Source organism: Thiocapsa sp. UBA6158, assembly GCF_002423035.1.
Taxonomy (GTDB): Bacteria; Pseudomonadota; Gammaproteobacteria; order Chromatiales; family Chromatiaceae; genus Thiocapsa.
On sequence record NZ_DIUM01000064.1, the window covers coordinates 52,361 to 71,429 of the forward strand.

Annotated in this window: 16 protein-coding genes and 1 tRNA gene; 5 read left to right on the plus strand and 12 right to left on the minus strand. The window is 65.1% G+C overall.

Going from position 1 to position 19,069, the window contains the following annotated elements:
- Positions 1 to 171: 171 nt before the first annotated feature.
- The 3 genes from B4N44_RS09155 to B4N44_RS09165 form a co-directional block, all read right to left on the minus strand.
- Positions 172 to 672, minus strand: coding sequence for an indolepyruvate oxidoreductase subunit beta (locus B4N44_RS09155; RefSeq protein ID WP_296699702.1), 501 nt, complete (start codon positions 670 to 672; stop codon positions 172 to 174).
- Positions 673 to 693: 21 nt separating this feature from the next.
- Positions 694 to 2,322, minus strand: coding sequence for a thiamine pyrophosphate-dependent enzyme (locus tag B4N44_RS09160; RefSeq protein ID WP_296699705.1), 1,629 nt, complete (start codon positions 2,320 to 2,322; stop codon positions 694 to 696).
- 252 nt (positions 2,323 to 2,574) lie between these two features.
- The gene (locus B4N44_RS09165) at positions 2,575 to 3,873 is read right to left on the minus strand and encodes an META domain-containing protein (RefSeq protein WP_296699707.1); all 1,299 of its coding nucleotides are present in this window, start codon (positions 3,871 to 3,873) and stop codon (positions 2,575 to 2,577) included.
- A gap of 346 nt (positions 3,874 to 4,219) precedes the next feature.
- On the opposite strand from B4N44_RS09165, the gene B4N44_RS09170 reads away from it, so the two are divergent.
- Positions 4,220 to 4,780 (plus strand): HugZ family protein, encoded by a 561-nt coding sequence (locus tag B4N44_RS09170; protein WP_296699709.1) that lies wholly within the window; start codon positions 4,220 to 4,222, stop codon positions 4,778 to 4,780.
- Between the two features lie 38 nt (positions 4,781 to 4,818).
- Here the strand turns inward: B4N44_RS09170 and folP are convergent, their stop codons facing one another.
- Positions 4,819 to 5,655 carry a dihydropteroate synthase gene (gene folP / locus B4N44_RS09175; protein ID WP_296699710.1) on the minus strand — a complete coding sequence of 279 codons (837 nt, stop codon included), beginning with the start codon at positions 5,653 to 5,655 and terminating at the stop codon, positions 4,819 to 4,821.
- A 211-nt stretch (positions 5,656 to 5,866) separates the two neighbouring features.
- Here folP and B4N44_RS09180 point away from each other — a divergent pair, with 211 nt between their 5' ends.
- Positions 5,867 to 6,217, plus strand: coding sequence for a hypothetical protein (locus B4N44_RS09180; RefSeq protein WP_296699713.1), 351 nt, complete (start codon positions 5,867 to 5,869; stop codon positions 6,215 to 6,217).
- 318 nt (positions 6,218 to 6,535) lie between these two features.
- On the opposite strand, the gene B4N44_RS09185 is transcribed toward B4N44_RS09180, so the two are convergent.
- The 3 genes from B4N44_RS09185 to B4N44_RS09195 all read right to left on the minus strand — a co-directional run bounded on the left by B4N44_RS09185 (position 6,536) and on the right by B4N44_RS09195 (position 9,265).
- Positions 6,536 to 7,192 (minus strand): pilin, encoded by a 657-nt coding sequence (locus B4N44_RS09185; protein WP_296699716.1) that lies wholly within the window; start codon positions 7,190 to 7,192, stop codon positions 6,536 to 6,538.
- A gap of 468 nt (positions 7,193 to 7,660) precedes the next feature.
- On the minus strand, positions 7,661 to 8,665 hold the full coding sequence (locus B4N44_RS09190; RefSeq protein ID WP_296699719.1) for an FAD:protein FMN transferase: 1,005 nt from the start codon (positions 8,663 to 8,665) through the stop codon (positions 7,661 to 7,663).
- 426 nt (positions 8,666 to 9,091) lie between these two features.
- A complete protein-coding gene (locus B4N44_RS09195) occupies positions 9,092 to 9,265 on the minus strand; it encodes a hypothetical protein (RefSeq protein WP_296699722.1) in 174 nt (57 codons plus the stop codon).
- Positions 9,266 to 9,427: 162 nt separating this feature from the next.
- Between B4N44_RS09195 and B4N44_RS09200 the strand changes: the two genes are divergently transcribed.
- Complete coding sequence (locus tag B4N44_RS09200; RefSeq protein WP_296699725.1) at positions 9,428 to 13,183, plus strand: efflux RND transporter permease subunit; 3,756 nt, start codon at positions 9,428 to 9,430, stop codon at positions 13,181 to 13,183.
- A gap of 61 nt (positions 13,184 to 13,244) precedes the next feature.
- Entirely contained in the window at positions 13,245 to 13,673 is a 429-nt protein-coding gene (locus B4N44_RS09205) for a DUF29 domain-containing protein (protein WP_296699824.1), read from the plus strand.
- A 253-nt stretch (positions 13,674 to 13,926) separates the two neighbouring features.
- On the opposite strand, the gene ruvB is transcribed toward B4N44_RS09205, so the two are convergent.
- Together ruvB and B4N44_RS09215 are read right to left on the minus strand one after the other, a co-directional pair.
- Complete coding sequence (ruvB, locus tag B4N44_RS09210; protein WP_296699727.1) at positions 13,927 to 14,982, minus strand: Holliday junction branch migration DNA helicase RuvB; 1,056 nt, start codon at positions 14,980 to 14,982, stop codon at positions 13,927 to 13,929.
- Positions 14,982 to 16,469, minus strand: a complete 1,488-nt coding sequence (locus B4N44_RS09215; protein ID WP_296699730.1) for an FAD-linked oxidase C-terminal domain-containing protein — start codon at positions 16,467 to 16,469, stop codon at positions 14,982 to 14,984. The genes ruvB and B4N44_RS09215 overlap by 1 nt, the downstream gene beginning before the upstream one ends.
- Positions 16,470 to 16,696: 227 nt before the next feature.
- Here B4N44_RS09215 and B4N44_RS09220 point away from each other — a divergent pair.
- Positions 16,697 to 16,772: transfer RNA gene (locus B4N44_RS09220), tRNA-Thr, on the plus strand.
- A gap of 515 nt (positions 16,773 to 17,287) precedes the next feature.
- Here the strand turns inward: B4N44_RS09220 and B4N44_RS09225 are convergent.
- The 3 genes from B4N44_RS09225 to B4N44_RS09235 are packed head-to-tail and all read right to left on the minus strand — an operon-like array spanning position 17,288 to position 19,063.
- Positions 17,288 to 18,265: a contractile injection system protein, VgrG/Pvc8 family gene (locus B4N44_RS09225; RefSeq protein WP_296699733.1), complete on the minus strand. Its 978-nt coding sequence runs from the start codon at positions 18,263 to 18,265 to the stop codon at positions 17,288 to 17,290.
- A 4-nt stretch (positions 18,266 to 18,269) separates the two neighbouring features.
- A complete protein-coding gene (locus tag B4N44_RS09230; RefSeq protein WP_296699736.1) occupies positions 18,270 to 18,479 on the minus strand; it encodes a tail protein X in 210 nt (69 codons plus the stop codon).
- 5 nt (positions 18,480 to 18,484) lie between these two features.
- Complete coding sequence (locus B4N44_RS09235; protein ID WP_296699739.1) at positions 18,485 to 19,063, minus strand: phage tail protein; 579 nt, start codon at positions 19,061 to 19,063, stop codon at positions 18,485 to 18,487.
- Between the last annotated feature and the right edge of the window lie 6 nt (positions 19,064 to 19,069).

Consider the following 19,069-nt stretch of genomic DNA (forward strand, 5'->3'; position numbering starts at 1 on the left):
GTTTGTGATGTTTTGGGATGGGATCGGCCTGGCAGACTCGACGATCGTTGGAGGTGGCGCGGTTTAAGATTTTAAAAAAGATGAAATTTTAAACCGCGTCTCCAGCGAGGTCGGTGAAATCCCCAAGACGGAATACAACACGAAAATGACGCATGGCGCTCTGGACGCGGTTTAATGGTGTTGAGCGATCGAGCCCTGGAGCGCGGCCTCGCGACCCAACGCAAAGGCCTGGTCGTTGACCTTATGGAGCTTCTCGGCCAGATTGGCGTAGATGGCGGCCATCCAATGCTCCTGCGGGATGTCCAGCACCGTGGAGACGGCGCCGAGCAGGGCGACATTGAGGCTCTTCTTGTTCTTGAGCGCGCCCTCCGGCAGCAGGCCCGGATCGATCAAGACCCCCCCGGTGCGCAGCATCGGGCGATTGATCTCGATCTGGGTCGCTTCCAGGACCAGGAGGACGTCCGCCTCGCCGGCCGGAACCATCGGGCTCAGGACCTGCTCGCCGTAGCGCACGTCGCTGCTCACCGAGCCGCCGCGCTGGCTCATGCCGTGCAGCTCGCTCTTCTTCACATCGAAACCGGCGCGAAACGCCGCCTCGGCAAGCATGTCGGAGGCCGTCAGGACCCCTTGGCCGCCGAGTCCGGCGATGACGATGTTTTTCACCTTCTCCATCTGTGTCTCTCCGATCTGAAGTCAGTCCGCAACCGCCGCGGAGCAGGTGTGCACGCGCGCCGACTCGGCCGCGGCCTTGTCGTAGAAGCGGATCTTGGGCGCGGCCAGAACACAGGGTTGGCGGGTGATCAGGAGCGATGTCTCGGGTTTGGCGAGCAGCTCCGCGATCAGGTCCTTGAGCGACAGACTCTTGTCCGTGATCTCGACGACCTGCACGTTCTGCACGCCCATGGCGCGCGCGATGCCCTCGAAGCTCAGTTTGTTGGTCGTGGAGTGATCGAGCAGGCGTCCGGTCCCCGGGTGCTCCTGCAGTCCGGTCATCGCGGTCGTGCCGTTGTCGAGGATCATCACCAGATGGCCTGTCGCCGGCGGGTTGTAGACCATCTCGGCGATCCCGGTCAGCCCGGAATGCACGAAGGTCGAATCACCGATCACGCTGACCACGCGTCGCGCCTGATCCTCGGGCAGCACATGACGCAGACCCAGGCCGACGCCGATGCTCGCGCCCATGCAGACACAGGTGTCCATCGCCGAGAAGGGCGGGAGTACGCCGAGGGTATAGCAGCCGATATCGCCCGCGACGATGCAACCGAGCTCCCCGAGCGCCTGGAACACCTCGCGGTGTGCGCAACCTTGACAAAGCTCGGGCGGCTTGCCCTTGGGCGGGACGGGCTCCGGGCTGGTGTCGCCGGCTAGGATGCGACGAACGCGCGCCACGTCCAGCTCGCCGAAGCGATACATCTCCGGCTTGCCCTCGGCCTGGATGCCGGCGGCGCGGAGCTCGTCGGTCAGGACGGGGTCGCCCTCTTCGACGACGACGAGGCGCCTCACCCCTGCGGCGAAGGCGCGGATGCGCTCGATCGGCAGCGGATAGGTCATGCCGATGGTGAGATGGCTCGCGTCCGGGGCCGCCTCGCGCGCATGCACGGCGCTGATGCCGGTTGCGACGATCCCGAGCTTGGAATCGCCCGCGTCCATCCGGAGCGGACCCTCGGCCTCGTTCCAGGCGGCGATCTCGGCGAGCTTGGTGCGCAGGCGATGGTGTGCCGGCTTGGCGTAGGCCGGGATCATGACCCGCGTCGGGATCTTGCGCTCGAAGGCGGGCTCGGCCACACCCGAGACCGGCCCACGCGGGATCACGATGGTCTTGGAATGGCAGACCCGCGTGGTGATCCGCAGCAGGACCGGGATCTTCCAACGCTCCGAGATCTCGAACGCCAGCAAGGTGAAGTCATACGCCTGTTGGGAATCGACGGGCTCGAGCGTGGGGATGGCCGCGGCGCGAGAGTAGTGCCGGTTGTCCTGCTCGTTTTGGCTGGAGGCCATCCCCGGGTCGTCGGCGGAGACGATCACCAGGCCGCCTTCGACATCGGTGTAGGTCGCGGTGAAGAGCGGGTCGGCTGCGACGTTGAGCCCGACATGCTTCATGGTGACCAGCGTGCGCGCGCCGGCGAAGGCGACGCCGAGCGCGACCTCCAGCGCTACCTTCTCGTTCGGCGACCACTGCGCATGCCCGCCGAGGCGCTCGAAGGTCTCCAGGATCTCGGTCGAGGGGGTGCCGGGATAGCCGGTGCCGAGGCGCACCCCCGCATGCAGCGCGGCGAGTGCCACCGCGTCGTCACCGCTCAATAGTTGCCGTTCTGCGGTCATCGTCGACTTACTCTCTGTCAGGGCATCACGAATCCCACATTATCCGCATCCTTGTTGCCCTGCAGCAAGCCGAGTGGATCAATCGTCGGATCGTGCGTGTTCGCGGTCGCTTTCGGCTCGGTCGTTTCGCCCGCTCCACACCAGCCAACCCGCGACGATTCCCGCAACGCCAGCGAGCCGGCGGCGTTCGCGGCGCTTTTACGCTTTCGAGACCCCGCTGACCGGGCGACGGCCGAAGCCTCGGCGGCGTCGCTATTCGCGACGCGCCAGCAGGGCTGCCCCGTCGTCGGTCTTCAGAATCAGGGCACCCGTGGGATCCAGCTCGAAGGCGCGAACCCGAGCGAGCAGATCGAGGACCTTGCGTTCCTGATCCATCAAGGCGGGTGCGCAGGCCATCATGGTTGTCGCGGAGAGCGCGAGTGTCAGACTCTCGCCGGTCAGGCTGTACTCGCCCTGATAGGTGTTGCAGGAGGCTCGACCCCAAAGACGGCCGTCGGCGCCGAAGTTCAGCGTGACGCGCGACCGATCGATGATGCCGCCACCCTCGATGTCCTCGACCACCCATGCGGGTCCCTGCAGCAGCGTGGCCGGATCACCGCCGCATCCGTCGAGCCTGCGATCGTCGAGCTGGATCTCGACCGTCGCGGGGTGCGGCATGCCGCTCATGCTGTCCACGCAGGGCCGATCGAAGATGCTGACGACGAGGTCGCCGTCCTCGATCAGGTTGCGATAGCGCCGCCCGTCCTCGAGCAGCTCTTGCTCGGTCAGCGCGACATTGATCCGCGTCTCCCCGAGGTCCGTGTTCAGATCGACTCGCTTATCGGTGAGCTCGAGGCTCCAAAAAGGCTCGTTCCCTGTGGCACGAAACGGCGTTGTCGCGACCTCGACCGGGAGGCATTCCGGATAGGCCGTGCCCGCGATCTCGAGCATCCCCCGATCCCCCTTGCTCCAGAAGGAGGTGGACGGATCGGCGAGGGCGACATAGCGTGCGCCCGAGCCCGAGACCGCTTGTCTCAGGTCGAAGGTCCGGTCGCCGACCTGGAGGCGCATCCGGTCCTCCAGGAAGCCGACGCGGATGGGCTGATCCCCGCAGGCGAGCTCGCTCGCGAAGGGGATCGGCTCGTAGGCGCGCATCATGACGGTGCCGAGATCGAGTGATTCGACCGAGGGATCGAGCTGCACCTCGTCCGTGATCCAAGACGCCAGGCCGGCGGACAGGACCGCGCCGCGGACCGAATAGGATTGGTTCGGGATCAGCGCCGCGCGCTCGACGACGAGCGCGAAGGGGATCGGGACCTGTCGGCCGTCCAGGGCGATCCTCTGCTCGGCGACCAGGCGCCCGCCGGGCACCGTCGGGTCGCTGAGCTCGACGATCGCAAGGGCGTCCGGCGGCAGGGCGATGCGCGCCTTGTAGCTCAGTGCCCCGGTGATGTGCAGGCTCGCTGCTTCATCCCGGTCCTCGGGCACCGCGGCGAAGACAACCTGCGCGCCGACCATGAGGGTCAGGCATGACACGAGGAGCGTGAGCTTGGTGCGACGGATCAGCGACATCGGGCAGTCTCCTGGGCGATAGAATCCGAACTCGGCCGACCGATCGGCGCTTGACGCGAGTCTCGGTTCGGATGGATCTTTCCGAGCGATGCAGTCGGGCCGCGATGACGGCACCCTCCGCAGCGCGATTCTGCCCTTGATCTCACGGCTGTTCCAGGGCGAGAGGCACGATCGGCGGTGGGGGCGTTCGCCCGTTCCCGCGACCGACACTCCGCGTCTAAACCGCGCCGGATCCAGCGGTCGTCAAGTCTGCCGGAGACGATCCCGTCCAAGAACGACGCACATCGCGCCCGGCGCGGTTTAGGCAACGCCGATTCAACAGTCACGCGCGAGTCACACCCAGCCCATGTCCAGCGAACCGAGCACCGACGCGTCATCCTCCTCACCCGATCTCGATGCGATCTACCAGGAGCTTCAGCGATTTCGCGCCGGGTTTTCGACGCTCTCGATGGCGACCTGCGGTCCCGACGGCGAACCCGACGCGAGCTACGCGCCCTTTGTGGAGTTGGACGGCAACCTCTACGTCTTCGTGAGCGCGCTGTCGACCCACACCGCCAATCTGATCGAAAGGGGTCGGGTCAGCGTGCTCTTCATCGAGGAGGAGACAACGGCCGCGCACCCGTTCGTGCGTCGACGTCTGACCTTCCAGTGCCGGGTCGAGGAGATCGCGCGCGACCGAGACGGCTACGCGGCCGTCCTCGACCTGTTCGAGACCCGCTTCGGCGGCCTGGTCGCGACCTTGCGCGGCTTGGCTGACTTTCATCTCCTGCGCTTGCATCCGGAGCGCGGGCGTTATGTGAAGGGCTTCGGCAAGGCGTTCGCCATCGACGATGTCGGGCTTGCCCGCATCCGGCATCTTCGCGAGAGCGGCCGTCGCAATGTTCCGGGAGACGATTCCGCAGTCTGAAGGCCCCGGGGTGCGCGAGGTGATCGCGGCCCCGCAGTTCAGCCCCGGACTCCGTGAATCGACCAAGCGACGTCCGCCGCTTGGCGGTTGCCCGCGACATCGTGCACTCGAAAGACCTTCACGCCGGCCAAGACGCCGATGGTCGTGGTCGCGCAGGTCGCCGGCATGAGGTCGGCGAGGTCCGGCTCCAGACAAATGGCGCCGAGGAAGCGCTTGCGGCTTGCCCCGAGCAGAACGGGCGGCCCGAGGCGGACCAGCTCGCCCAACCCGGCCATGAGCGCGAGGTTGTGCTCGAGCGTCTTGCCGAATCCGATACCCGGATCGGTCAGGATCTTCTCCTGCGCGACCCCCGCGGCCAACGCCGCTTCGATGCGCTCGGCAAGAAAGTCGCGAACCTCTGCAACCACGTCGGCATAGCTCGGGTTCTGCTGCATCGCCTCCGGCATCCCTTGGCGATGCATCAAGACGATCGGCACGCCCCGATCGGCCGCCAAGGCGAGCATGGCCGGATCGTCGCGTCCGGCGGAGGTGTCGTTGATCCAATCGGCACCGGCGTCGAGCGCGGCCTCGGCCACCCCGGCGCACGTGGTGTCGATACTGAATCGGGTGCTGCTCGGCACGCATTCGCGCAGACGCAGGATCACCGGGATTACCCGGCGCTCTTGCTCCTCGGCGGGGACCGGCTGCGAGCCGGGCCGCGTGGACTCCCCGCCGATGTCGATCAGGTCCGCGCCTTCGTCGATCATTGCGAGGGCGTGTTGCACGGCAACGGCGCTTTCCGAGTAACGCCCGCCGTCGGAGAAACTGTCGGGCGTCACGTTGAGAATGCCCATGATGAGTGGCGGTGTGTTCTGCCCCGACGGCGTGCTGTTCATCTGACTGACTCCGATCGATTGGTTTTGACCTTGCGCGGGGGATGCGTGCATGATCCCGACGCGTTGCGCCGCCGTCGAGCATCGCCTGCGGATCTCTCCGGCGGACCTCCACCGAAGGATACCGCCGACTCGGCCTGACGCATCTATCGGGATCTCGGGCCGGGACCGGAACGAAGCCCACGTCGAGGAGCAAAACGGAAAGGGTACCGAAATGAGCAGTGTCAGGCTTGGTTTGATCGGCGCCTTCACGAGCGTCGCGTTGATCGCGGGTTGTGCGACGGGTGGGCAGTCGGGCACCTTGCCGACCGTGACGAACCCATCCGAAGCGGCGAATATCACGCTGTATCGAGACGGCTCGCTGGCGGGTTGGTTCGCCACCATGCGCGTGGAGCTCGACGGCCGGGAGATCTATCGCATCGGTCGCAACGAGGCGTTTTCCTTCACGGTGGATCCGGGTCAGTACCTGCTGGTCTACAGGCTCGGCTTCAACGAGTGCCGCCAGGTCATTTGGGCCGATGTGCGGGAGAATCAGCGGATACGGTTGTCGCCCACCTGTACTTAAACCGCGTCTCCGGGACCATGGTCTTGGGTTGAGCGGGGTTCGCCGTTGGTGGATTCCGGGAGGGCGTAGGGGACGCAGTTTAAGAACGTCAAACGAATGATTCGTGTGGGATTCGTTGGATCCGCGTGGCGCCTGGGGCATCTACCGTAGGCCCGGCCCGGCGGGTTGAGCACTGCATCCGACCGACTCGACGCGATGCCGGCAATCGCCGCGAAGCGGCGACACCCCGGGATTGACGACTGCGCGGAGCGGATGTCACGAGACTGCGGAAGCGCGTCGTCGAACCCTCGCGATCGGGGCGAGTTTCCGCCTTGCATTTCATCGAGAGCAATTTGGACTGTCAGCAAGTTTGTTCGGATATGTAGCCGGGCAACCAATGGCTGTGTTCTCCCGTTTGCAGAACTTGCCATTCGGCGATGGAGGGCAATTTTTGACTTTTTCCTCTTCCGTCGGCTCCTGCGGCTCAGGAGAGGGCGGAGGCAGTGGCGGAGGCGGCTCGGGCTCCGGCTCCGGCACTGGATCCGCACCTCTACACTTCTCGCTATCCCGACAAGACGCCGGCATATATCGCGCTTCAATATTCTCGCTGTAACAACACCAATCAATCGCACCGCCGCGCTCCGTCGCGGCCAGGACGACGCTTTTTCCGCTGAGTTGCGGGATGGTGGCGTTGAAGGTGACTCGGATATTGCCGCCTTCTTTGATCGTGACCGACTCGACGTACTGGCTGTCGACATTTGCCGCCTCGGCATCACTTCTAGGCAAGCCGCCGTGGCTGAATGCGGAAATGACGTCAACCTTGGCCGCCGACGCAAAGACGATCCCCTCGCTGACCTTGCTGCGAACCTTATAGTCCTGATAGGCCGGCAGCGCGATGGCGGCGAGGATGCCGATCACGGCGACGATGATCATGATCTCGATCAGGGTGAAGCCCCGGATCGGCATCTTGCTGCTCATTCGATTCATTCCGTGCATGTCTTTCAGCCTCCTCGTTAAAGCCGGGCCTCGTCCAGCGGTCTGGCCAAAACACATTCGGCGCGGTTTCCGGGATGTCGAGTTGCATCTGACGCCGCTCGCCGTCAGCCCGGCGGAAGAAGACGACTGCAAGTCGTCGATCCCGGAGGTTTGTCGGTTCGCGGCGATTGGAATGTCGCCTTTGACCGGTTGTATGAACAAGGACCGACTGCTCTATTTTGGATGCGGCCCCGATCTCCGGTCTTCGAAACGCCGCTTCGCACCTCGGGTGCGGCACGACACCGCGTCATGCTTAAGCAAGAATGTGACCAAGGTCACTGTATCGTGCCTGTTCGGGCGTGGTCCGAGTGATGAGGGGGGTGGGTCCGAGGCGCTGGCGTTGCCCTCGTTCCTCGGACGGACCGAGGATGAATGAAAAGGACGTTTTTCGGCTGCGGGAGTTGCATGCCGGTCAGCGCTCAAGGCGGCTCAGTCCGGATCCCGCTCGCTCACCGATGACTCGAAGGCGGTTGTCGCCGAGTGCGCGTAATCGTCCCCGACGCGACTGACGAAGAAGGCCCCGATACCGAGTGATTCGGCCAAGCTCAAGCCGCGCTCGGGCCCGAGGACCAGGAAGGTGGTCGCCAGGGCGTCGGCGGTCGCGCAATCCTCGGTGATGACGGTGACCGAGGCCAGGGCGTGCGCGACCGGTCGACCGGTGCCGGGATCGATGGTGTGCGAGTAGGTCCGTCCGTCTTGCTCGTAGAAGTTTCGATAATCGCCGGACGTCGCCATGGCGTCGTCCTCGAGCGCGACGATCCGGTAGACGCTCCGCGAGGTCGCCTCCGGGCGCTCGATGGCGATGCGCCAGGGCTGATCGCCGGGTTTGGCCCCCTTGGCCCTGAGCTCCCCGCCGATCTCGGCGAGGTAGGCGGTCACGCCGAGCCGGTCCAGCAGGTCCGCGATCTGATCCACGCCATATCCTTTTGCGATGGCGGACAGGTCGACATACAACTCGGGGTGCGCTTTGCGCAGTGCAGGCGGGTGATCGCGCACGTCGAGCTTGTCGTGGCCCACACGCGTGCGGGTCTCCTCGATCGTCAGTTGGTCCGGAATCCGAAACGGGTGGGCATCCGGTCCGAACCCCCACAGATTCACCAGCGGGCCGACGGTGACGTCGAAGGCCCCGTTGCTCAGATCGCTGATGGATTGCGCGCGGGCGACGAGATCGGCCAACTCCGGATCGACCGGAAACCAATCAGTCGATCGGCTCGCATTGAAACGCGACAGCTCCGAGTCCGGACGATAGGTCGACATCAGTGCGTTGACGGTGTCCAGACGTGCATCGATCTGGGCTTTGAGCGCCTCGGCCGTCAGGCCCGGGGGAAGCTCGACGAGTTTGGCGCTGTAGGTCGTTCCCATGGTGCTGCCGTGGATCTCGACGAGCGAATCGGGTTCGCTGCATCCGCTCGCGAGTAGAAGCGCGACGAGCATGGATAGGCAGGCCGATCCTCGGATCCGTGCTGAAAGGCTCAGGCGCATGCGGTCTATTCCGGGTGTGGGCTGCTGCGGCATGTTTCTAAACCGCGTCCAGAGCGAGATGCTCATTTTCGAGCGAGTTCGACGTTCGGTGTATCCACGGCCCTCAGCGGGGCGCGGTTCAACAGGATAGGGAGCTGCCTCGGTCGGCTCGGGTGTGCATCATAACGCCGCTGGTCGGGCGTGCATCGGGTGTCCGTGCCTGAGATGGTCGAGTTCGTCTTGATTCCGCGGGCTGTCTGAGCGATGGAAGAGGACGACTGCAAGTCGTCTATCCCGGGGTTGCCGGCGCTTCGCGACGATCGCCGGCGTCGCTTCCGGCCGGTGGGGCGAACAAGGCCCCGCCGTTTCGAGACTACGCAACGAGCCGGCGAGGGAGGATCAAGTCTCCAGGCACGGCCGAAGAGCAACGGCCTGGTCGTGTCCCCGGGGCTCCGGAACCGACGGGTTCGCATCCTGTTCGACGACCAGGATCTCGCGACGGAACAGAAGCGGCATGAGCAGATAGGTCGAGGCGACGGCGATGCCGACGAGCGTGAGGTTGTCGATGTACATGGCGATGAAAAGTGATTCAGACGCGAGTGAAATTGCTTCGGTACTTTAGCAAACACTAACGCACTGTCAATGTGCCGCTTGTTGGCACCGCGCTTGTGGGCTAGATTCATTGAACCAATTCAGAAAATAGATCAATGTCATGGACGACGGGAGTCGTGACTCATGGCCGATCCCATCGCTGCACCTCCTCCCGAATCCGCGCCGTCGTCCTCGGCCGACGCGTCACTACCCCTCGGCCTCGCCGGTCGCGTTGCCCGCACCTTCATCAATACGCCGGTCACGCCGATGCTCCTGTTCGGCGCGCTCTTCCTCGGGATCCTGGGTCTGTTGTTCACGCCGCGCCAGGAGGACCCGCAGATCTCGGTCCCGATGATCGACATCTTCGTGCAGTATCCGGGCGCCTCCGCGCAGCAGGTCGAGCGTCTGGTGACCGATCCGCTCGAACGGATCATGAAGGAGATCAAGGGCGTTCGGCATGTCTACTCGGCCACTCAGCGCGGGGCGGCGATGGTGACCGTGCGCTTCGAGGTCGGCGAGGAGATGGGCGCCTCGATCGTGAAGGTCCACGACAAGCTCCAGTCCAACATGGACCGTATGCCTCCGGACGTGCAGATGCCGCTGGTCAAGCCGGTCGGTGTGGATGACGTCCCGGTCGTCACCCTCACGCTCTGGTCCGAGGATGTCGAGGATCATCAACTGCGCAAGCTCGGTCTCGATCTGCTGCAGGTGGTTGGTTCGCTGCCGGATGTCGGCAAGGGGTTCGTCGTCGGCGGGCGCGAGGATCAGATCCGCGTCGAGGTCCTGATGGAACGCCTCGCCGGGCACGGCATTACGCTCGATCGCATCGCCAACACCATTCGCACCGCCAACTCCGAGCAGACCACGGGCGTGAGCGAATCAGGCGATACCGCCTTCAACGTCTATTCGGGCTCCTTCCTGCGCAATTCGGAGGATGTCGGTCGGCTGGTGATCGGCAATCGCGGGGACTATCCACTCTATCTGCGCGATATCGCTACGGTCGAGCATGTCCCGCAGGACACCAAGCAGATCGTCAGCCATTTCACCGGGCCGGCCTATAGGGGCGAGCATCGCGCCGACGGGGCACAAGCCGTGACCGTGGCGATCGCAAAGAAGCAGGGGACCAACGGCGTGACGGTCGCGCGCCAGATCCTCGCCAAGGTCGAGGAGCTGAAGACGACGCTCATCCCGTCGAACGTCCATGTCGAGGTCACGCGCGACTACGGTAAAAGCGCCAACGACAAGGTCAACGAGCTGCTGCGGGCGATGTTCGAGGCGGCGGTGATCGTGGCCATCCTCTGTCTGATCGGCCTGGGTGCGCGGGCGGCCTTCGTGGTCATCACGGTCATCCCGGTGGTGATCCTGCTCACCATCTGGTGGGCCTGGATGGTCGACTACACCATCGATCGGGTCAGTCTCTTCGCGCTCATCTTCGCCATCGGGATCCTGGTCGACGATGCGACAGTGGTGGTGGAGAACATCTTTCGCCATTGGCTCGAAAGCGGCAAGACGACCATCGAGACCGCGGTGGCGGCGGTCGACGAGGTGGGCAACCCGACCATCCTCGCCACCTTCACCATCATCGCCGCACTCTTGCCGATGGGCTGGGTCAGCGGCCTGATGGGGCCCTATATGCGGCCGATTCCGGTGCTCGGCTCATCGGCCATGTTCTTCTCGCTGGTCGCCGCCTTCGTCTTCACGCCTTGGTTTGCGTTGCGGGTTCGTCCGCGGCTTGCGGCGCTCGAAAAGGCAGAGCGACGCGAAGAGCGGACGCGCCGCTGGGTCAGCGCCGTCTATCGGCCCTTGGTGATGCCGCTGATCCGCAACCGCAGCCTCGGCATCGCCTTCTTGGTCGGAACCATCCTCACCACGGCGGGTGTCTGCGTGCTCTTCTACACCCAGACCGTCGCGGTGAAGATGCTGCCTTTCGACAACAAGCCCGAGTTCAGCGTCGTCGTCAACATGCCTGAAGGCACGGCGCTACCGGTCACCGCGAACGTGGTCCGCCAACTCGCCGAGAAGGTGCGCACCATGCCCGAGGTGACTGCCGTCCAGGCCTATGTCGGTACGGCCCAGCCTTTTAATTTCAACGGTATGGTGCGTCACTACTATCTGCGCGAGCGACCCTGGGAGGGTGATCTCCTGGTCATGCTCAAGGACAAGAACGAGCGCGCGCTCGGCAGTCATGCCCTGGCCGTGGCCGTGGCCGCGCGCGAGATGCTGACCCCGTTGGCCCATGAGCTGGGTGCCCGGATCGCGGTGGTGGAGATGCCTCCCGGCCCGCCGGTGCTGCAGACGGTCGTGGCCGAGGTCTACGGACCCGATGCCGAGACCCGTCGCCGGGTCGCAACCGATCTGACCGGGATCTTCGAGGAGGTCGAGGGCATCGTCGATGTAGACAGCTACATGGCCGAGCCCTACAGCTACTGGCGCTTCGAGGTGGATGCCGAGAAGGCGGTGCGGATGGGGATCTCGGTCGACGCCGTCAATCGCAACCTTGCCATGGCGATGGGCGGCTTCAAGCTCGGCGACGTCAAGCGCGGCGTCGTCCAGGAGCCGACCTTTATCGTCCTGCAGATCCCGCTCGCCAACCGGGCCGAGATCGGCAGTCTGGCGAGTCTGCCGATCCAGTCCGAGATGGGCGGGCAGGTGCCGCTCGGCGAGCTGGGGCGTTTCGTGCAGCAGCAGGAGGACCCGGTCATCTACCACAAGGATCTACGGTCGATGGAGTACGTGGTCGGCGAGATGCAAGGCCGCTTGGGTGCGCCCATCTACGGGATGTTGGAGGTCGAGGAGCGTCTCGAGTCCTATCGTGCGCCCGACGGTGTACAGATCAGCGGGATGCCGCGAGGTCTGATCGGACCGCCGTTGACCGACCGCCAATCCGGATTCGAATGGTCCGGCGAGTGGACCGTCACCTACGAGACCTTCCGCGACATGGGGCTCGCCTTCATCGCCGCGCTGGTGCTCATTTACGGGCTGATCGTCTGGGAGTTTCGCAACTTCAAGATCGCCGGGCTCATCATGTCGCCCATCCCCTTGACCCTGATCGGCATCGTGCCCGGTCACCTCCTCATGGGCGCCGAGTTCACCGCGACCTCCATGATCGGGCTGATCGCGCTCGGCGGCATCATCGTGCGCCAGTCGATCCTGATCGTGGAGTTCGTCAAGATCGAGGTCGCCAAGGGCAGGGCCGTGAAGGAGGCGGCGGTCGCCGGTGCCGAGATCCGGATGCGACCCATCCTCATCACCTCGCTCACCCTGATGGCCGGCGCCTGGGCCATTATCGAGGATCCCATCTTTCAGGGGATGGCCGTCAGCCTGCTGTTCGGCGCCGGTGTCGCGACCCTGATGGCGGTGATCGTCATCCCGCTCGGCTGCATCAGCCTGTGTCGCGAATTTTATCTCGTGGAGACTTCAAGCGGGGAGCGGGCGCTGTCGGCGCGCTACGGCGAGATCGAGGGTGTCCCGATGCCGGATCGATCCGAGCCTCTTGCGAACCGAGCGCGATCGGCAGGAGGGAGAGCGCTCTTACCGAGACTCTGGAGTGGACTGGTCGGAATCCTTTTCCGGTTGATCGAGGGTATCGGCAGACTCGTCGCTTGGTTGAGGCAGCGCCGATCCAGCGGGCCGGAACAGGGTCCGGACTCGGGTCTCGACGCTGCTGCCGCTCGGACCGACCCGCCTGCCGGTGGCTCCGTGGCCGAGTCGCGTGCCGAGCCGGCGCCGCAGGCGGTTGCCGTGAAGCGCGCCCCCCGTGCCGTCCGAAAGCCGGCGCGAGCGCCGAGCAAGGCGGCGAGCAAGGCGGTTGTGGACGATGCGACGACTGTGAAGAAGCCGCGGGCCAGGCGCGCGACGAGAAAGACCGCGGACAAGCCGGAAGACCCGGGCGAGCGCTGATCAACATCAGTTAAGATATCAATATGCACCTGAGTTTTTTATCGAGGTATCCGTCTTGAACGTGACGTATGAGCAGGACCTTGTGCGTTGGGCTCGCGAGACCGCCGAGCTGATTCGGGAAGGATCTTGGCAGGCGGTGGATGTCGAGCATCTTGCAGAGGAGCTGGAGGATTTGAGCAAGAGCGAAAGAAGGGCCATTGCGAGTCAGCTCGTGCGCCTGCTCTTGCACCTCCTGAAATGGCAGTATCAACCCGAAAGACGCTCCGATAGCTGGATCGATTCGATCACCGATGCCCGGCTCCAGATCGAACTCGCCATTCAGGACAGTCCGAGTCTGCGACCCTACCCGGCTTGGGTGCTCGCACAGAGCTACCAGCGCGCGAGACGCAGCGCCGCGATGCAGACCGGTCGGCCGCTCGCAACTTTTCCCGAGAACTGTCCCTATCGACTTGCAGAGATCCTCGACGAGGACTGGCGACCGGATGCCTGACGAGGTCGGTTGGCGCTTCCCCGTCTCGGTTCGCCGTCGGGCAGGCTTTCGTTTCCGGAGAGCACCTTAATCCGCGCCCGGAGCGAGATGCTGATTTTCGAGTCAGTTCGAGGTTTGGTTCATCCACAGCCCTTGGCGGGGGCGCGGTTCAAAACGATCTATTTTTTCACTTAAACCGCGCCGGCTCGAATGGTCGTCAAGTCTGCCGGGGCCGATCCTGTCCAAAAACATCGCATACCGCACCGGGCGCAGTTTAATCCGAAACGACGCCGAAAAGGTCGGGCAGGGCAGCACGCTCGGCGAGGCTTCGCGGCGGTTTGAGCCCGAGGTGAAGATAAGCCGCCTGCGTCGCAACACGCCCGCGCGGGGTCCGCATCAGATAGCCTTGTTGAATCAGGAAAGGCTCCAGCACGTCCTCGATGGTACCGCGCTCCTCGCCGATCGCCGCCGCGAGGCTTTCCACGCCGACCGGTCCCCCGTCGAATTTGCTGATCACGGCATCCAGCAGCCGGCGGTCCATGTGGTCGAAGCCTAGTGCGTCGACCTTGAGCATCCCGAGCGCCTGATCGGCGACCTCGGCGGTGATGCGTCCGTCGGCACGCACCTGGGCAAAGTCACGCACCCGGCGCAGCAGCCGGTTGGCGATGCGCGGTGTGCCGCGCGAGCGCCGGGCGATCTCGGCGGCGCCTTCCGCCTCGGTCTCGATGGCGAGGATGCGTGCCGAGCGGCGCACGATCCAGGCCAGATCTTCCGCGGTGTAAAACTCCAGGCGTTGCACGATGCCGAACCGGTCGCGCAAAGGCGAGGTCAAGAGCCCGGCCCGCGTGGTCGCGCCGACCAGGGTAAAGAACGGCAGATCCAGCTTGATCGAGCGCGCGGCCGGCCCGTCGCCGATCATGATGTCGAGCTGATAGTCCTCCATCGCGGGATAGAGCACCTCCTCGACCACCGGGCTGAGGCGATGGATCTCGTCGACGAAGAGCACGTCCCCCGCATCGAGATTGGTCAGGATAGCCGCGAGATCGCCCGGCTTTTCCAGCACAGGGCCCGATGTCTGACGCAGATTGACCTGCATCTCATGCGCGATGATGTGCGCGAGTGTGGTCTTGCCGAGTCCCGGCGGGCCGAAGATGAGCACATGATCCAACGCCTCGCCCCGGCCGCGCGCGGCGCCGATGAAGATCTCCATCTGCTCGCGCACGACCGGCTGCCCGACATAGTCTTCCAGCTTGCGCGGACGGATGGCCCGATCGAGTGCCAGCTCGTCGCTGGCCGGGTCGGCGTTGATCAGACGTTCGGGTTTCGCCATCAGTGCGGGTGCCGATGGCTGTGATCCGGAAGTTGGCGATACTCCGAGCAACGTCTCGGCGTCGGCACACCCTTGCCCGGGTTCAGCAACCCCTTCGGATCGAACGCCGCCTTGACCGCGTGGAACTGCGCCAATTCCTCGGGACTGAACTGGACGCACATCTGATTGATCTTCTCGATCCCGACACCGTGCTCGCCCGTGATGGTCCCGCCGACCTCCACGCATAGCTCCAGGATCCGCCCGCCCAGCTCCTCGGTCCGCTCCAGCTCGCCCGGCTTGTTCGCATCGAAGAGGATCAGCGGGTGCATGTTGCCGTCCCCGGCATGAAAGACATTGGCGACCCGCAGCCCGTACTCGCGCGACATCTCCGCCGTGCGCCGCAGCACCTCCGGCAAGGCGCGGCGCGGGATGGTGCCGTCCATGCAGTAATAGTCCGGCGAGATCCGGCCCACCGCCGGGAAGGCGGCCTTGCGACCCTTCCAGAACATCAGCCGCTCGGCATCGTCGCGCGAGGTCCGCACCTCGGTCGCGCCGCTGGTCAAAAGCAGATCGCGCACCCGCAAGACCTCCTCGGAAACCTCCTGACTAGTCCCGTCGATCTCGCAAATGAGGATGGCCGCCGCGTCCGTTGGATAACCGGCGTGCACGAAGTCCTCCGCCGCCTGAATCGCCGGGCCGTCCATCATCTCCAGACCCGCCGGGATGATCCCGGCCGCGATGATGTCGCCGACCGCTTGGCCGGCCTTCTCGACGTCGTCGTAAGCCGCGAGGATGGCTTGGGCACGCTCCGGCACGGGCAGCAGCTTGACCGTCACCTCGACCGTCACGCCGAGCATCCCCTCGGAGCCGATGAAGAGCGCCAACAGGTCATAGCCCGCCGCGTCGAGCCCGCTCGAGCCGAGCTCGATCAGCTCGCCCTCGATCGTCACCAGCTTCACGGCAAGCACGTTGTGCACCGTCAGCCCGTACTTCAGGCAATGCACGCCGCCCGAGTTCTCTGCGACATTGCCCCCGATGGTGCAGGCAATCTGGCTCGACGGATCGGGCGCGTAATAAAGCCCATGCGGCGCCGCGGCTTCGCTGATCGCCAGGTTACGCACTCCCGGCTCGACCCGCGCGGTGCGTGCAATCGGGTCCAGATCGAGGATCCGCGTAAACCGCGCCAGACTCAGCAACACCCCGTCACCGCGCGGCAAGGCGCCGCCCGAGAGTCCGGTACCGGCCCCGCGCGCTACCACCGGCACGTCCCTTTCACGACATAGCCGCATGATGCGCTGTACCTCCTCGACCGTGCGAGGCAGCACCACCAACAAAGGCAACTGCCGGTAGGCCGAGAGCCCGTCGCATTCGTAGGGTTGCACCTGCTCCTGTTGCTCGAGCACTCCGTCCGGCGGCAAAAAGGTACGCAGCTCGCGTACAAGCCCCGCCCGCGTCGCGGTCAGCTCCGGATCGTCGAAGTCGATCCGGTCCGGTTGAATCAGGCTCATGACGTTGACCCTAGTCGTAGTGTCATCCTCGGAATAGGCGCAGACTAGGGCCAGATGGGTTCCGAGTAAACACCGAGAGCGTCGGACGGAGCGCCTTCGGATCGGTTTCGCCGGGCCGCTCGCCAGCCGTGCACGCCCTCGCGGGCTCGCGCTCATTGAGTGGCCATCGTGCTTGATTGTAGAATGACCGCAGCGTCCGGTCTTCGGACACAGGCGCATCCTGTCTCGCTGGCGTAGCTCAGTTGGTAGAGCAGCTGATTTGTAATCAGCAGGTCGTCGGTTCGAATCCGTCCGCCAGCTCCAATAAAACAACGGCTTAGGTGTTATGCGCCTAGGTCGTTTCCTTTTGAGTCACCATAAAGTCACCACGGGAACGGGCTTCGCGGTTTTGTAGCGCGCAACTTGGTTTGCGACGCTGCGCAACTTGGTTTGCGACGCAGAATCGGCTCCTAAACGCCCCCTTAGGCCCTCTTTAGACGGTCAGTAAGCAGCATTGCTCGCTGCCCCGCGGGCTGCCTGGGTTAGCCCTTCACGCGGCCGCGTCAGGCCCGCATCATCCAAGCGTCGAGCTTCACGTTCCGTGCTCATAACACATACCGCCCGGCAGCGGTCGCTGCCGGGTACGCGGCCCCGTCGCGCACGCTCACGCGCTCCCCGAGGACCAGCGCTCGGCCACCTTGTCGCGCCTGGCGAAGGCCCGCGGGGGTGGCGACGTCGACGAGCGTCGACTGCACGCCCACGACGACCCCCGCGACGGGCGCGGAAGGGGCCAGAAGGGCCCGCAGCTCGTGAAGGGGAAAGGTGCCGTTGCTCATGGGTCAGTCCGCGCGCTCCCCTTCTACGCTCGTCCGGTACCCACCACCCTCTATCCGATGCTCGGCGCTCGTCAGAACCCAACGACCATCCACGCCGTCGCCGAACCCGACCAGGGTCAACGGGGTTTCCGCCGCGAGCGCCGTCATCCCTGGCAAACTCAGCGTAAGCAACGCCGTCCCACGCCCCAGCGCGCCGAGCTTGGCTTCTGCCGCGGCTTGCGCGGCGGCGCGGTCGGTGTACGTGCGACGCAGGCGGAACACCGCGTCGCCATCGCCTTGGCCCGCACGCGTCCAAACCTCCTCGGCCGCGTCGCGGTCATACCACCGCGCCTCGACTGCCGTATAGCTATCCCGGTCCGCCAGACTGACACGCCATTCGGTGACATCCTCAGGCTTCAGTGTGATCGCCGGGAGCGCTTGGCCGCTCACGGCCTGGCCCTTGCCCCGCGGCGTGAACAGCAGCACGCCAGCCTTGACGGTGGAAATGGCGTCGAATTGGCGCGACAAGCGGGTGAGCAGGGCCAGATCGGACTCGTTGGTCTGATCCAGGCGCGCGATCGACTTAGACGCCAGCGCGGGCGAGACCTTGCCGACCAGCCTGGCGCCTTTGGCGACATCAGCGATGACGGCACCGACGGTCGTCGACTCCCAGCTCCTGGTGCGCCGCGCCTTCAAGGCCGGCTCGCGCAGCTCTGCCGCACGCGCGCGGATCGACCAGCGCCGCGGCGGGTTCGACAGCTCGATCTCGTCCACCGTGTATTCGCCCATCGACACCGCGCCGGTATGCGCGTAGCCCAATGCGATCGCCAGCCGAGCCCCGTGCCGCGGCCAGGCGATCTCCGATCGTGGATCCGCCACCTCGACCGTCAACTCGTCGGACTCAAGCCCCGACTTATCCGAGACCACCAACGAGACCAGAAACTCGCCCAGCCGGCTGCTGATGTCCGTGCCGTCCGCCGTCAGGGTCCAGACAGGAATCACCGCGTCAGTCCCACAGCCGCACGGGCTGCGCGACGGGCGCGGCGAGGTCGGGGAGATTGATCAGCACCCCGCTTGGGTAGATCGGCCCGCGCTCGGCAAGACCGACGTTCGCAGCGAGCACGGCCTCGACGGCGCCGCTCTGGCGGCCGTAGTAGCGCCAGCAGATCCAGTCTAGGACGTCGCCGGCGAGCGTGCGATAGGTCGTATCGGCCATGGTTGCTAGATCCCCAGAACGCCGCGAATGGCCCCGACGATCGAGGTGTCCGCCTTGATGGCGTCCGGCGCCTCCTCACCGTAGTAGCCGAGCGTGACCGAGAAGACGACGGACAGCGCCGAGCCGTCGGCCAGGTGCCTGGTCTCGGTCTCCTCTAGGCTTTCGATCACCCAATAGCCCCAGAAGCGCCCGCGCCCGTCCACCAAAAGGAGAGGATTACCCGTGTCGGCATCCGCCCGCATCGCTTCGAGCTGCCAGGATCCCGAGCGACCGCCGAGGCCCGGCACGCTCAGCCCGAGACGCGTCAGCGCGCTGTTGGCGCTGGCGATCGTGCCCAGCGCGCTGGTGAGCGCCGGCACCCGCGCGAGCAGGTTCGGCAGCCCGAGCAGGCCCTTGTAATGCGGATGGATGACCCCCTCGACCTGAATCGACTGCGCACCGGGGCCGCAATATTGGCGCACCGGATGCGCGCCGAGTCGATCCTGAGCGGGCCAGCGCCACGCCGCGGAGCGGGTCAGGGTCTGATAAGCCGCGGTGCTGAGCCCGAAGCGGTAGGATCCCAGCGCCATCATGACTTCGAGCATCGCCAC